We start from the raw sequence: 13107 nt of genomic DNA, 5'->3' as shown, positions 1-13107 counted from the left end.
CGCCCGGACCGGTTTCTCTCTCCCCTCCGAGCCTGCCTTTGCGGGGCGCATCGATCGCCTCAAATTCCCCCGTCATTCCCGCGAACCCGGGCACACCTTTATTATAACTCGACCGGCGTCGGGTTGCGGGTTGTCGTTCACGAAGTCGAGGATGCCCATGAGCGAGCCGTGCAGCGTGGCATGAACCTCGCCGCGCTTCTCACCAGAATGCAGCACGATCTTGCCGACGAGTGAGCGGATGTCGGCTGACGCATCAAGCCGCGTCTCCGGGTCTTTGAGTGTTTCCGTGAGCCGTGCGACCTTGCGCTTGTAGATTTCGGCAATGCCGGGATGGATATCGGGAATACCGGCAGGTGCCTCGGCGAGACGGGCGGCGATTTCGGCTTTCTCGCGTTCTAGCTCGGCCATCCGCGCCTTCATGCTGGGCTGGTAAAGTCCGTCCTCGATCGCGGCCATGATGCCAGCGACGGCCTTGTCGATCCTCGCCAGCGCGCGGGTATCGGCATCAGCCTGAATGCGCCGCTCGCGGTTCTCGCGGTTGATATGCGCCGCATAGGCGGCAACGGCCGCGTCGATCTTGTCGGCCGACACCAGCCGGTCGGCGATACCGGCAAGCGCCCGGCGCTCCAGTTCCTCGCGCCGGATCGTCCGGCTGTTGGTGCAGGTGCGGCTTCGATGATGACCAACGCAGCCATAGCGGTCGCCGACGACGATCGCATAAGTGCCGCCACACTCGCCGCATTCGAGCAGCCCCGACAGAAGATAGGCCGGGCGCCGCAGCCCGTTGACGCTCCGCGCCTGCGCCGCTTCCTTGACGCCCTTGTTGCGCTCAGCAAGGATGTCCTGCTGGCGCTTGGCCGCTTCCCAGAGATCGTTGGTTATGATGCGAAGGTCAGGCACTTCTTTCCTGATCCATTCGGATTCGGGATTGAGCCGAGTGACGTCCTTGCCGGTAGTCGGGTCCTTGATCTTATGCTTGTGGTTCCAGACGCGGACGCCGACATAGAGTTCGTTATTAAGAATACCGAGCCCGCGGCGTGCATTCCCGCGGATGCTAGTATCGCGCCACGGCTTTCCCGATGGCCCGGCGACGCCTTCGGCGTTGAGATCGCAGGCGATGGCGATCGGGCTTTTTCCGGCAGCAAACTCGCGGAAGATGCGTTCGACGATCAGCGCCTGCATGGGATCGATCTCGCGCTCGCCGCGTACAAGTTCGCCTTCGCTGTTGAGGCGGCGCACCATCCGATAGCCGTAGCCGATGGCGCCTGCCGAGAAGCCTTTCTCGACCCGGCCACGCAGGCCGCGATGCGTCTTCTTGGCGAGGTCTTTCAGGAACAGTGCGTTCATCGTGCCCTTGAGGCCGACATGAAGCTCGGAGATTTCGCCTTCGGCGAGGGTGAATAGCGGCACCCGCGCAAACTGGAGATGCTTGTAGAAGGTGGCGACGTCGGCCTGATCGCGCGACACGCGGTCGAGCGCCTCGGCAAGCACGATATCGAACTTCCCCGCCTGCGCGTCGGCCAGCAGCTTTTGAACGGCGGGGCGTAGAATCATGCTCGACCCCGAGATGGCGGCGTCGGCATAGCTGTCCACGATCACCCAGCCTTCACGCTCCGCGTATTCGCGGCAGAGGCGCTGCTGATCGGCGATCGACGCGGCATTCTGCTGGTCGGACGAATAGCGGGCATAGAGCGCAGCACGGATCATGGTTGGTCTCCTTGCGACCATGGATTGAAGAGGCGAATGCCGGTCGCCTCAAAATCAACGACATTGCGGGTGACAAGCGTGAGTTGGTGCCTCTTTGCCGCCGCGGCGATGAAGGCATCCATCGCACCGATGGGACGGCCCACGGCTTGTGCCGCCGCGACGATCCGGCCCCACGCATCAGCAGTTTCGGCATCGACGGGCAACAGACGGTCATCGAACCGCAGGGGCAGTTGCTCGGTCAGCCAATTATCTAGCGCCGTCTTGCGCCGCCCCGCATCGAGACGTTCGACCCCGTGCCGCAGTTCGGCGAGCGACACGATGCTCAGATGGAGTTGCTCTTCGTCGATCGAGGCGAGCCAGTCCATCACGCCGGCATCGGGGCGCGGCTTTGCCCCTTCGGAAATGACATTGGTATCGAGCAGGAAGCTCACAGCGAAGTCTCGCGTATGCCGCCCTCGAGCCGCTCGACCTCAAGGCCCGAACCGCGCAGCGGCGAAGCGAGAATGAAATCGGCGAAGCTGCCCATCATCTCGCGCCGCTGCGTCTTCTCCCAAAGCTCGGCATCGACGACGACCACGGCGCTCTTGCCGTTGCGGGTGATCGCTTGCGGCCCCTTGCGGCGCGCCTTGTCGATAACCTCGCTCAACTTGGCCTTGGCCTGGGCGACGGTCCACGTATCGGAGGGAATTTCAGCGTTCATAACCATAACTCCATCATCTATGGTTATGTTAGTCATTATAGTCATTGCGTCAAGCGTCGCTATCGGTTCGGCCGCCCTTTGTCCGCTTCATTGTCATTTGCGGCGCGCAGCGTTCGAATATGCTCGCTGGCGATATGACGTCCGATCGCTTCGGCAAGGCGTGTCAGTGCGGCATCGACTGCGGCGGTGCGCAGCGCGGGCGCCTTATCATTGGCCGGAACGATGCCGCGTTCTGGCTGCATGTCATCCTCGTGCATCGCCGGTCCCCGCTTCATTGTCGTTATCCGCACGATAGGCGGCGGGATTGGCGACCCAACGGCTGATTGCGGACTCATGCCACCCGGCGCCGTGGACGCCGAGCTTCTGCTGCCGCGGAAAGGTGCCTTCAGCGATCTTGCGGTAGATGGTCGAGCGCGACAGCCCGGTGCGATCTTGGACGGTCTTGATACGGATAATTCGTTCGGGAGCGGACACAGGGACTACCTCCAACATTTGCTGGTTGACGACGCCCCTTGCGAACAGATTTCGACAGGCGAGCCCTTCGATTCAAGTGTTCCTTCAATGCCGTTCGGTGCAATCGAAGCATAGGATGCAAAAACAGGCGATAGCCAACAACAGCGCATAAACGGCGGCTTGCGGCACGGAGAGGCGGGAAACGGAAAGCTCTGCGCACTATAGCGGCGGCTCTTGCCGGGCGCGCGAATGGACAACCTTGTTGTGGCACCTGATCGCATGTCGTTACAGGCCTCCGATTCGGTGGTCTGCCCGCCGCGTATCAGCCTGCATCGGTCGGCGCCGTTCGCGCAACAGGGGAGGCATTGTCGTGCCGCTTCAGGCGCGTATTGACGGCGTGGTGCCGATAGGTCTTGCCAAGGGCCGGAGATTGGCTGAAGATTCCGAGGATGCGCACCGACGTCGATCATCTTCCTGCCGCGAAGCAGCGCGAGCTTGAGCGCATCGTCGAGATCATCTTCGACGAGTTCGGCGGCGCGACCGAAATTGCGACCGGGCGCCGCAAGGGCGCCCGCATCCTCAAGATCATCCTGTTCGGCAGCTATGCGCGAGGCGATTGGGTCGATGCACCAGCCTCGGCCAATCAGTATAAATCCGATTATGATATTCTCGTCATCGTCAGCCAGAAGGAACTGACTGACCGCGCTGCTTATTGGGCGAAGGCCGAGGAACGGCTCATTCGCGCCTACACGATCGAGAAGACGTTACGCACCCCGGTCAATTTCATCGTCCATTCGTTGCACGAGGTGAACGACGGGCTGGCGCACGGTCGTGTCTTCTTCATGGAGGTCGCGAAGGACGGAATCGCGCTCTACGAAGCTGATGCCAGCGAGTTGGCAACGCCACGGCCCAAATCGCCGTCACAGGCGCTGGAAACGGCGAGGGAATATTTTGAAGAACATGTGGCAAGCGCCGCCGAGCAACTCGAGATCTTCAAATTCTGTATGGAGCGCAGGAGCTGGAAAAAGGCCGCGTTCAATCTTCATCAGGCCGTGGAGAGCTTGTATCAGGGTTTGCTGCTCACGTTGACCTATTATACGCCCTATAACCACAACATCGCATTCCTGCGCTCGCTCGCCGAGGGGCTCGACCGGCGCCTCTACGGAATCTGGCCCGACGCGACGCATCGCGAGCGAGCGATGTTCCAGAAATTGAAGGAAGCCTACACCAAGGCCCGCTACTCAAAACATTATCGGATCAGCGAAGAGGAACTGACCTGGCTGGGCGAACGGGTCGAGGAATTGGGCCGCGTTGTCCATCAGGTCTGCACCGATCGGATCGCCGAATTCGAAAAGGTGGCGCGCGAATAGGTCGGGCATTCTATGTTGTCCTCGTTTCCCGGCCGATCAACAATCCCTTTTTATCTGGTCGGACCAAAAGCGGTAGGATCGACTGTCCTTTGCTTCCGCATTCAGATTCCGCAGCCGCTTCATGGAAGCGCACTTTTCCTGCTGCGAAGCGTCGTTCATCACCAAGAACTCGAAGTGTTCGCCTTCCTTCTTGATTCTTTCCCGCGTAGTCTCGGCGCACCCTATCAGCGTGATCGCTGCCAGCGCGGCGGACAGGGACAGCGCCCTCAGTCCCATTTCAAGCCTTCGGTCTTGAAAGTGAACTGCTGATTGCCTTGCTGGAAGAATTCGGCCTCGATGATGACTTTTTTGGATTTCTTCAGATTGTTCAGGAATCCAGTTTCATTGAGGATGAAAATCACGTTTGAGGAGCCATCGCTCGTGTCGGTGCAGCCGTAACGCTTGATCGGCTGGTCATCGAATTTCACCGATACGTGGCCGTTGCTGAACGAGTGGCAAAGAATCTGGCCCTCATCGACCCCAAACATAATCGATAGGCCGTCCTCTTTCCGCTTGCGGAGGGTAAGATGTCCCTGAACTACCCCATAAGGGAAGTCCAGATTCACCTCGTTCTCACTGGTCACACGGGCGAACTGAGCCGTATCGCCGCGCATTTCGTCCTTGTCTTCGCGATATGACCAATTGGAAGCAGAGGGAGTTTCCGGGGTAGCAGCACTCGGCTCCCCGCTACCGACGGCCGCAACGGTGGCTGGCTGGGAATTGCCACCTTCCTTCGGAACGAACGACCCGACCAGGATTAGCGACACGAGCGCGGCAAGCGCGAAATGCCAGCGCTTCCAGCCTCCGATATAGGGCTTGAACACCCCGACTACGGCTGCGAGAAAGACAATCGAAAACAAACCGGACACAGTCACCCCCTGCAATATACCTGCGCCAAGAGCGTAACACCCGATTGTAAAAGGGCTATTAAGCCTTATGCGACCAAGCGAAGAGGTCGATGTCGCTCCGGGAGCGAAACTGTATCGAGTTGTCATGGCAGTAATCGATCAAGTTCGAAAGGGTCGACCTCCGAAAGTCTCCCGCTACTAACCTTGTCGTGCCTCGCCAATTCTGGCATAGTCCCGCCCACGGGATGGAATGACTGGCGGCCATCCCGAGGATTATCCTGCCAGCATCATGCAGGTCCGGCCGAGGGTCGGGCAGTTGCTGTAGACCGCTTTAGCGGCGCACAGCGAACACCGCTTGCACATTCGCGCTTCGATGCGCGGACCGCCGCTGTGCGAGCTGCAAATGACTATCCCCAAAGCGAAGGACTTCTACGCGCGCGAAGTCGTGATGGCGCGCGTCGACCATCTCATCCGTCGCAAGCAGGGCGAGATCGAACGCATTACGCGCATCCTGCGCGCCTTCTTCGATCCCGATCAGGTGCAAGCCCCCGAGCCGGGGCAGATACGGCGCATCATCCTGATCGGCCCCTATGCCCGGCGGTCATGGTACGAAGACGAGAAGACGATCCATTTCTCCGATTACGAGCTTTGGATCGTCGTCAACCATCCCCTCTTCAAGGAAGAGGAGTGCTGGACCCGCGCACGCGAGGTCATCGACAGCGAACTTGGCGACCGCTGCATGGTCGACCTCGAACTCTATTCCAAAGCCGACATCCGCATCGCCAAGGCCGAGCGCGACACCTTCATCCTCGACCGCATCGAAGCGGGCATCACCCTCTATCGCGCTCCGCGCGACGCACCGCTCAACGAGCGCGAACGCCAAGGGGCGCGGTCATGACCGCGCCCGTCTCGACTGCGGCTTCGTTCGAAGCCTTCTATCGCGCCGAGCGTCCTCGAATGCTCAGATATTTTGGCCGGAGGGCCGGGCGCGACGCCGCGCCCGATCTGACGCAGGAGGCCTTCGCGCGGTTGCTGCGCAGCGGGGCGCTTGATCGCGCCGAATGTCCCCAAGCTTATCTGACCCGGATTGCGTGCAACCTGTTGATCGATCGCGCGCGCCGGAAGAAATGCGGTCCAACCGCCTTATATTCGCTCGACGAGGAACGCGATGCAGTTTCGCGGGCCGACCAGACTTGGCGGATCGAAGCAGCCGACCTGTTCCGCCTTTACCGGCAGACCGTGCGCGCCATGCCGCCGAAGACCCGGCGCGTCTTCCTGATGTGCCGGGTGAAGCGAATGCGCTACAGCGACATCGCGGTGGAACTCGGCATCAGTGTCGCGACCGTCGATTATCACATGGTGCAGGCGCTCGCGCGGTGCCGCGCCGCAGTTGCCGCGCAATGGTGAGGCCGTTGCAGGCTTGGCGCCCTTTCAAACGCCTGCTCGGTCGCCGCACCTTGGAGGTCCCCGACGGTGCGCGCACCGAGCGGCTGGAGGCCCTCGTCATGTCGGGCCTCGACCATCAACGCTGCACGGCGATGCGCCGCTTACCGCCGCTTCCGCGCGCGCTGTTCCTGCTCCACAATTTCTACGGCGTCGAGATCGGCGCGATGGCAGAAGAAGTTGGGGCGGATCGTGACATCATCGACGCATGCCTCGCCGATGCGCGAACGATCGTCCGGGCGCATGTCTGCCATACGGAGCCGATTCCCGGTATGGGAGCGGCGGCGATCGAACTGGAGGCGCGGTTGCAGCAGGACTATCGGCGATCGCTCGCGGTCGCCTTCACCGAGAGCGGCTATCCGGGCGAGATGATATGGCCCGATCCTGCTGCCGGCATCGCGACCGATCAGGAAGCCGCGGCCGCGTTTATCGTTTCGCAGCTGACGGCGACGCTGCGCAATGCGGCCCTGCGGTCGCGCCGCGCCGGTGTCGCCACGGTCGATCAATGGCGCTTTGTCGGACCCTGGCGTCGGTGTCGGCGTCGCCGCCTGTTGCGCGTCAACGACGCGCTCCGCTGCGCAGGCTGCCAGCCATTCGATGAATGGCTGGCCGATCGCCTGGTTCCCGATCATCGCTACCCGCACGGCTATGCCGAGTATCGCCGGCGACGACGCCCCTTGCCGGAGGAAAGACCGCTGACTGAGGCCGAGCAGAACGGCGAAGAGATCGCCGACATCGTGCAGATACCGGAGCCGCTGACCCGTCAATCCGAACTGACCCGACACGTCTGGATATTCTTCTATCATTACGGCCGGTCGACCGAAGAGATTGTCCGGCGTCTCGGCATCAGCCGCGCCAGCGTCAAACGCCGCCGCGAGCAGGCCGACTATGCGATCATCGGCATGGACTATCCGTCGCTGGCGTTTCGCATTCGCTTCGCGATCATGGTGCGAAGGCTTGGGTTAGGAATATGGTGGGATCGCATCCGATCCGCCCTTTACGGTTAATGGCTATCGCGCGTCGCCCTTGAAGCAATGACGCGATGCGTGCATGTCGTGGATCGACGAATATTTCGCGAACTGTGAATGATGAATGGAGTTTGAGAATGGACGATCAGGAAACGCTGGTCACGCTGACCGCCGATATTGTTGCCGCGCATGTCAGCAACAACAGCGTCGCCATATCGGATATTCCGCTGGTCATTCGCTCGGTGCATGACGCGCTCGCCGGACTTGGGCAGACTGCCGAGCCCGAAGTCAAGCAGGAGCCGGCGGTGTCGATCCGGTCGTCGGTGAAGCCCGATTACATCGTTTGTCTCGAAGACGGCAAGAAGCTCAAGATGCTCCGGCGTCACCTGATGACACACTACAATATGACGCCCGACGATTACCGCGCGAAGTGGAACCTGCCGAAGGACTATCCGATGACCGCGCCTGCCTATGCGGAGAAGCGCCGCGCTTTAGCCAAGGAAATTGGCCTTGGCACCAAAGGTCGCGGTGGCGGCCGACCCCGCCGGAAGAAATAGAGCTAACGATTGCGGCGCTTTTTGTAGGCCTCAGCCTCCAGCATGGCGATTTCGTTTCGTGCCGCTTCGACGAACGCAGCCTTGGCGGCAAAATGGTCGCCACGATCATCTTCATCCGCAGCGTTGGCGGAAAGTCCAATGTTGCCAACCGCGCGAGCGCATTGGTGCACGGATTCCGATGAAACCAATGAGATTTCCGCCAGCAGCGCAAAAAGTGAAGACACATTGTCGAGCGATTTTTGCCCGCCGACGACAGTCAGCACGTTGCGATCCGCTTCGACGAGAAACTTGGCATAGAGTTGCCGCCGTTCCTGAATCCTATCGCGGATCAAGGCAAGGCGCCATTCATGGGTTTGAATGCTGCGTCCAGCCAGAAAGCTCGGATAGGCAGCGGCAATAGCGCCTGTCAGCGACGCGCCGATAGGGATGATGATGTCAGCGAACGATGCAGGCATGCTCGACCCGTGGGGCAGCTTGCGCGATGATGCAATGACGGAAATTCTCAGTCGGGAGCGGGACTATCCAGATCGCCATTTTCCGCTTGCGCCATGTTGAACGCCCGTTTGCCCCGGCGACGCCATAGCGCGGCGGCATGGTCGCCCTGGTCGCTCCGCAGCTTGTCGGCCATCCATAGGAACGCGCCATAGAGCATCGCGCGATCGTCGTCGGCGAGGTCGACGAGTTCGGCTTTGGCGACGAGCCCTCCCAGCTCGATAAGCTGGCGCGTGCGCTCGCGTCGCTTGACCTGCCATTCACGCATTCCGGTTCGTGCTTTCACCAGCTCAAGCCGATGCCGCATCGCCGTCATGCGCCGGGTCATTCGCCGCACCGCGATCAGATCGCGCCGCAGTTTTGCGTGCGCCGCGCTGAAAGAAGCTCGCGCCCGCCTTGCGCCAACCCTCCTTTGCGCCCGCATCTTTCGTCGCGACTGCGCCGAGCAACGCGCCCGCGAGCAAATCGGCTTCGAGCGTATCGGCACCGGTGGCGATGACGAGTTCGCCAAGTTGGCGAACGCGGCGTTCCTTGAGGGTTTTCGCTTTGGCTTCGAGCGCCTTCAGTTCCGAATCGATATCGCGTGGCTTACGCATGGCTCAGTCTCCATTGAGTGACGATACGGCCATGATAGAAGAAGCGCGGCACCAGCGCAGTAGAGTCGCCGGGACAGCCTGACATCGCCTAGTCCCTGTCGAGAATTTATTCGAGGAGGGCGCGCTTATACGTCGTGCCGACGTAGGCTTGGTGGCGTAGATGGATTGCCGTCATGGCAATCTTTCACTTCTCCGCGAAAGTCATCGGGCGCGCTGCCGGGCGCAGCGCCGTCGCAGCCGCTGCCTATCGCGCGGGCGAGCGGCTGCACGATGAACGGCTCGACCGCGATCATGATTTCCGCGCCAAGGCGGGCGTCGAGCATAGCGAGATCACGCTGCCCGAAGGTGCGCCCGAACAGTGGCGCGACCGCGAACGGCTCTGGAATGATGTCGAGGCGATCGAGAAGCGCAAGGACGCGCAGCTTGCGCGCGAGATCGAGTTCGCGATTCCGCGCGAGATGAGCAAGGCCGATGGCATCGAACTGGCGCGAGATTTCGTGGCTGCCGAATTTGTCGAACGCGGCATGATCGCCGACCTCAATGTCCATTGGGACATCGGCGCGGACGGTCAGCCCAAACCCCATGCCCATGTCATGCTCACAATGCGCGAGATTGGCCCCGATGGGTTCGGCGCGAAGGTCCGTGATTGGAATCGCACCGAACTTGTCGAACAGTGGCGCGAGCGATGGGCCGATCACGTCAATGCGCGGCTTGCCGAACTCGATATAGACGCCCGCATCGATCACCGCAGCCTTGAGGCGCAGGGTATCGGCCTCGAACCGCAAGACAAGATCGGCCCCGCCGCATCGCGCATGGGCGAGCGCGGTCTTGAGTCCGAGCGGATCGAGGATCACCGCGCGGTCGCGCAGCGGAACGGCGAGCGCATCATCGCCGAGCCGCGCGTCGCGCTCGATGCGATCACCCACCATCAGGCGACATTCACGCGCCGCGATATGGCGATGTTCGTGCATCGCCACAGCGACGGCAAGGATCAATATGACCGGGCGATGAGCGCGGTTCGCGGCTCGCCCGACCTGATCGAACTCGGCAAGGACGGGCGCGGCGAAGACCGGTTCACCAGCCGCGAGATGATCGACACCGAACAGCGGTTGCAGCACGCCGCCGAGTTGATGGCCGAACGCGAGCGGCATCGTGTGTCGGAGGACGACCGGGAGGGCGCACTTCGCGCGGCGGCGGCGCGCGGGCTTGACCTGTCGGGCGAGCAGCGCGCGGCGTTCGATCATGTGACCGGCGAGCAGGATTTGAGCCTTGTCGTCGGCTACGCAGGCACCGGCAAGAGCGCGATGCTGGGTGTCGCGCGGGAGGCGTGGGAGTCTGCCGGGTATGAAGTGCGCGGAGCGGCGCTGTCGGGCATCGCCGCTGAAGGTTTGGAGAACGGTTCGGGCATTGCGTCTTGCACGATCGCCAGCATGGAATATGGCTGGGCGCAGGGCCGTGATATGCTCGGCCCCCGCGATGTGTTGGTGATCGACGAGGCGGGCATGGTCGGCACGCGCCAGATGGAGCGCGTATTGTCCCATGCGACCGACGCCGGCGCAAAGGTCGTGCTTGTAGGCGACCCGCAGCAATTGCAAGCGATCGAGGCGGGCGCGGCGTTCCGCGCGATCCACGAACGGCATGGCGGCGTCGAGATCACCGAGGTCCGCCGCCAGCATGTCGAGTGGCAGCAGGACGCCACCCGCCAGCTTGCCACCGGCCGAACCGGCGAGGCGATCCGGGCCTACGCCGATCACCGCATGATCCACGCCGCCGAGACGCGCGAACAGGCGCGCGCCGAGCTTGTCGAGCGTTGGGACCGCGAGCGCATCGCCGCGCCCGATCGGACCCGCATCATCCTCACACATACCAATGCCGAGGTGCGCGAACTCAATGAGGCTGCGCGCGATGCGATGCGCGCCAGCGGCGATCTTGGCGATGATGTTCGCCTCACGGTCGAACGCGGCGACCGGGATTTTGCGGCGGGCGACCGCATCATGTTCCTGCGCAACGAGCGCAGCCTTGAGGTCAAGAACGCCACGCTCGGGACGATCGAGCGCGTCAGCGAGCAAAGCATGACCGTGCGCACCGATGACGGGCGTTCGGTCGCGTTCGACATCAAGGACTATCGCGACCTCGATCATGGCTACGCCGCCACGATCCACAAGGCGCAGGGCATGACGGTCGACCGGGCGCATGTGCTGGCAACGCCGGGTATGGACCGCCACGGCGCTTATGTCGGCATGACCCGCCACCGTGACGGCATGGCGCTTCACTATGGCCGCGACGACTTCAAGGACGACGCGCGTCTCGTCCGCACCCTGTCGCGCGAACGCGCGAAGGACATGGCGAGCGACTACCGTCAAGCCGATCCGGTCAAGGACTATGCCGAGCGGCGCGGGATCGGCTTTGGCGAGCGCATCGCGGATATCGCCCGCGCGGGCGCAGAGAAAGCGCGCGGGATCTTCGACGGCTTGCGCCTCGCATTGCCTGATAAGCAGCGTGAGCCACCGGCCGTCCCCGACCGGCCAAAGAGCATCTTCGCGAACTTTCGTCCGCCCGTGCCCAATGCCGATCAGGCGAGGACTATGCAGGCAGATCGCGAGCAGGTCCGGCGGCTTGCGGTTGAACGCCATGCCCGCGCGATCGCCGACATCTGGAAGATGCAGGACAAGGGCTTGCCGGTCCTGCCGCACCAGCGCGCCGAACTCGACAAGGCGCGTGAAGCGATGGGCCGGGTCGACAGCCATGCCGCGAAAGACATGGAGAGCGCCTATCGCCGCGATCCGGCTTTGGTCCCGGAAACCGCGGGCGGACGATCGCAGCGCGCCATCCAGGCGATGCGGCTCGAGGCCGAAATCCGCACCGATCCCGCAAAGCGCGCCGACCGGTTCGTCGAGGGCTGGCGCCAGCTTGGAAAGCAACGGGAAGGTCTAAAGCGTGATGGCGATGTCCGCGGCGTTCGCAAGGTGTCCGAACAGATGGCGGGGCTGGCGAAGAGCCTCGAACGCGATGCGCAGATGGAGTCGGTCCTGCGTGGCCGCAAGCAGGAACTCGGGATCAGCATCGATACCGGGCGTCAGCTCTCGCACGATCTTGCCAGCAGCGTCGGCATCGAACGCGGCCGCGACATGGGCATGAGCCGATAAGGAGAAACGATCATGGACAGCCAGATATCCGAACTTTCCGATACCGACCCCGCCGCGCAGGCGTTCGCCGAGCTTGGGCGGAAAGTCGGCTTGCTCGAAGCGGCCGTGACGAGGCTTACTGCAAAGCGCGATGCCGCTCCCGACTATAGCGAGACGCTCGGCGAGATGTCGGCCTTGCTCGACCGGATGCGGACCGCGATCAACGGTTTTGCCCGATCACCGGCCATCAAGCTTACACCCGAGGAGATGGCAAGCCAGATCGCCGCTGCGGGCACGAAGGCCCGGGCGTCCGACCACGCCGCCATCGAACAGGCCCGCGCACGGTTCGACAATGGCGCACATCGTATCGAGCGTCTCGCCGGGACCGTCACTGCGGTTCGCGAACAGCACCGCCGGCTCCTGTGGACCGCAGGCGGTGGTTTGCTCGCCGGGATGCTGCTATGGTCGTTTCTGCCCGGCGTCGTCCTGCGCATCATGCCGACAAGCTGGCACATGCCCGAAAGTATGGCGGCGCATATCATCGGCGAGCCGACTTTATGGGAAGCCGGTAGCCGGATGATGCGCGCGGGTGATCCTGAGTCCTGGAAGTCGATTATGATCGCCGTCGAGATGCGTCGCGATAATCTACAGACCCTTGAGGCTTGCGAGAAAGCGGCGCGCCAGACCAAAAAGATCGTGCGATGCTCGATCAAGGTCAAGCTGCCTCAGCCCTGATCGCACACGCTCAGTGCGTATTTTGGTCGTCCAGATCATTCGAGTGCGAAGTAACTTTAGCTTACATTTCCGTG

At 62.3% G+C, this 13107-nt stretch carries 16 protein-coding genes; 7 read left to right on the top strand and 9 right to left on the bottom strand.

What is annotated here, in order from left to right; all coding sequences use genetic code 11:
* Positions 1-72: 72 nt before the first annotated feature.
* The 5 genes from NP825_RS14445 to NP825_RS14425 are packed head-to-tail and all read right to left on the bottom strand — an operon-like array spanning position 73 to position 2881.
* Complete coding sequence (locus NP825_RS14445; protein ID WP_257544737.1) at positions 73-1707, bottom strand: recombinase family protein; 1635 nt, start codon at positions 1705-1707, stop codon at positions 73-75.
* Positions 1704-2138, bottom strand: a complete 435-nt coding sequence (locus NP825_RS14440) for a type II toxin-antitoxin system VapC family toxin (RefSeq protein WP_257544735.1) — start codon at positions 2136-2138, stop codon at positions 1704-1706. Before NP825_RS14440 ends, NP825_RS14445 begins: the two co-directional genes overlap by 4 nt.
* The gene (locus NP825_RS14435; protein WP_257544733.1) at positions 2135-2407 is read right to left on the bottom strand and encodes a type II toxin-antitoxin system Phd/YefM family antitoxin; all 273 of its coding nucleotides are present in this window, start codon (positions 2405-2407) and stop codon (positions 2135-2137) included. The genes NP825_RS14440 and NP825_RS14435 overlap by 4 nt, the downstream gene beginning before the upstream one ends.
* 59 nt (positions 2408-2466) lie before the next feature.
* The gene (locus NP825_RS14430; RefSeq protein ID WP_257544731.1) at positions 2467-2649 is read right to left on the bottom strand and encodes a hypothetical protein; all 183 of its coding nucleotides are present in this window, start codon (positions 2647-2649) and stop codon (positions 2467-2469) included.
* A 1-nt stretch (position 2650) separates the two neighbouring features.
* Positions 2651-2881, bottom strand: coding sequence for an AlpA family transcriptional regulator (locus NP825_RS14425; RefSeq protein WP_257544729.1), 231 nt, complete (start codon positions 2879-2881; stop codon positions 2651-2653).
* Positions 2882-3309: 428 nt separating this feature from the next.
* On the opposite strand from NP825_RS14425, the gene NP825_RS14420 reads away from it, so the two are divergent.
* A complete protein-coding gene (locus tag NP825_RS14420) occupies positions 3310-4230 on the top strand; it encodes a HEPN domain-containing protein (RefSeq protein WP_257544727.1) in 921 nt (306 codons plus the stop codon).
* 266 nt (positions 4231-4496) lie between these two features.
* On the opposite strand, the gene NP825_RS14415 is transcribed toward NP825_RS14420, so the two are convergent.
* The gene (locus NP825_RS14415; protein WP_257544725.1) at positions 4497-5138 is read right to left on the bottom strand and encodes a hypothetical protein; all 642 of its coding nucleotides are present in this window, start codon (positions 5136-5138) and stop codon (positions 4497-4499) included.
* Positions 5139-5520: 382 nt separating this feature from the next.
* Here NP825_RS14415 and NP825_RS14410 point away from each other — a divergent pair, with 382 nt between their 5' ends.
* The 4 genes from NP825_RS14410 to NP825_RS14395 all read left to right on the top strand — a co-directional run bounded on the left by NP825_RS14410 (position 5521) and on the right by NP825_RS14395 (position 8085).
* Complete coding sequence (locus tag NP825_RS14410; RefSeq protein ID WP_257544723.1) at positions 5521-6015, top strand: hypothetical protein; 495 nt, start codon at positions 5521-5523, stop codon at positions 6013-6015.
* The gene (locus NP825_RS14405; protein WP_257544721.1) at positions 6012-6524 is read left to right on the top strand and encodes a sigma-70 family RNA polymerase sigma factor; all 513 of its coding nucleotides are present in this window, start codon (positions 6012-6014) and stop codon (positions 6522-6524) included. Before NP825_RS14410 ends, NP825_RS14405 begins: the two co-directional genes overlap by 4 nt.
* A gap of 5 nt (positions 6525-6529) precedes the next feature.
* Positions 6530-7567, top strand: coding sequence for a hypothetical protein (locus NP825_RS14400; RefSeq protein ID WP_257544719.1), 1038 nt, complete (start codon positions 6530-6532; stop codon positions 7565-7567).
* A gap of 98 nt (positions 7568-7665) precedes the next feature.
* On the top strand, positions 7666-8085 hold the full coding sequence (locus NP825_RS14395; RefSeq protein WP_257544717.1) for a MucR family transcriptional regulator: 420 nt from the start codon (positions 7666-7668) through the stop codon (positions 8083-8085).
* 2 nt (positions 8086-8087) lie between these two features.
* Here the strand turns inward: NP825_RS14395 and NP825_RS14390 are convergent, their stop codons facing one another.
* Genes NP825_RS14390 through NP825_RS14380 form a run of 3 tightly spaced genes read right to left on the bottom strand, consistent with a single transcriptional unit; the run spans position 8088 to position 9173 of the window.
* Positions 8088-8540, bottom strand: coding sequence for a hypothetical protein (locus NP825_RS14390; RefSeq protein ID WP_257544715.1), 453 nt, complete (start codon positions 8538-8540; stop codon positions 8088-8090).
* Positions 8541-8587: 47 nt separating this feature from the next.
* Positions 8588-8845 carry a conjugal transfer protein TraD gene (locus NP825_RS14385; protein WP_257544713.1) on the bottom strand — a complete coding sequence of 86 codons (258 nt, stop codon included), beginning with the start codon at positions 8843-8845 and terminating at the stop codon, positions 8588-8590.
* 22 nt (positions 8846-8867) lie between these two features.
* Positions 8868-9173: a conjugal transfer protein TraD gene (locus tag NP825_RS14380; RefSeq protein WP_257544711.1), complete on the bottom strand. Its 306-nt coding sequence runs from the start codon at positions 9171-9173 to the stop codon at positions 8868-8870.
* A 173-nt stretch (positions 9174-9346) separates the two neighbouring features.
* Here NP825_RS14380 and traA point away from each other — a divergent pair, with 173 nt between their 5' ends.
* Positions 9347-12319 carry a Ti-type conjugative transfer relaxase TraA gene (traA, locus tag NP825_RS14375; RefSeq protein WP_257544709.1) on the top strand — a complete coding sequence of 991 codons (2973 nt, stop codon included), beginning with the start codon at positions 9347-9349 and terminating at the stop codon, positions 12317-12319.
* Positions 12320-12331: 12 nt separating this feature from the next.
* Positions 12332-13033: a DUF6118 family protein gene (locus NP825_RS14370; RefSeq protein WP_257544706.1), complete on the top strand. Its 702-nt coding sequence runs from the start codon at positions 12332-12334 to the stop codon at positions 13031-13033.
* The last annotated feature ends 74 nt before the right edge of the window (positions 13034-13107 follow it).

The organism is Sphingopyxis sp. DBS4, from assembly GCF_024628865.1.
Taxonomy (GTDB): Bacteria; Pseudomonadota; Alphaproteobacteria; order Sphingomonadales; family Sphingomonadaceae; genus Sphingopyxis.
This window is presented reverse-complemented; position numbering and strand designations above follow the sequence as displayed.

Bases quoted from the DNA above. Each gene is read 5' to 3' on its own strand.
- NP825_RS14435 (WP_257544733.1), bottom strand. From the start codon at position 2,407: ATGAACGCTGAAATTCCCTCCGATACGTGGACCGTCGCCCAGGCCAAG.
- NP825_RS14445 (WP_257544737.1), bottom strand. From the start codon at position 1,707: ATGATCCGTGCTGCGCTCTATGCCCGCTATTCGTCCGACCAGCAGAAT.
- NP825_RS14405 (WP_257544721.1), top strand. From the start codon at position 6,012: ATGACCGCGCCCGTCTCGACTGCGGCTTCGTTCGAAGCCTTCTATCGC.
- traA (WP_257544709.1), top strand. From the start codon at position 9,347: ATGGCAATCTTTCACTTCTCCGCGAAAGTCATCGGGCGCGCTGCCGGG.
- NP825_RS14370 (WP_257544706.1), top strand. From the start codon at position 12,332: ATGGACAGCCAGATATCCGAACTTTCCGATACCGACCCCGCCGCGCAG.
- NP825_RS14410 (WP_257544723.1), top strand. From the start codon at position 5,521: ATGACTATCCCCAAAGCGAAGGACTTCTACGCGCGCGAAGTCGTGATG.
- NP825_RS14390 (WP_257544715.1), bottom strand. From the start codon at position 8,540: ATGCCTGCATCGTTCGCTGACATCATCATCCCTATCGGCGCGTCGCTG.
- NP825_RS14380 (WP_257544711.1), bottom strand. From the start codon at position 9,173: ATGCGTAAGCCACGCGATATCGATTCGGAACTGAAGGCGCTCGAAGCC.
- NP825_RS14395 (WP_257544717.1), top strand. From the start codon at position 7,666: ATGGACGATCAGGAAACGCTGGTCACGCTGACCGCCGATATTGTTGCC.
- NP825_RS14430 (WP_257544731.1), bottom strand. From the start codon at position 2,649: ATGCAGCCAGAACGCGGCATCGTTCCGGCCAATGATAAGGCGCCCGCG.
- NP825_RS14420 (WP_257544727.1), top strand. From the start codon at position 3,310: ATGCGCACCGACGTCGATCATCTTCCTGCCGCGAAGCAGCGCGAGCTT.
- NP825_RS14385 (WP_257544713.1), bottom strand. From the start codon at position 8,845: ATGCGTGAATGGCAGGTCAAGCGACGCGAGCGCACGCGCCAGCTTATC.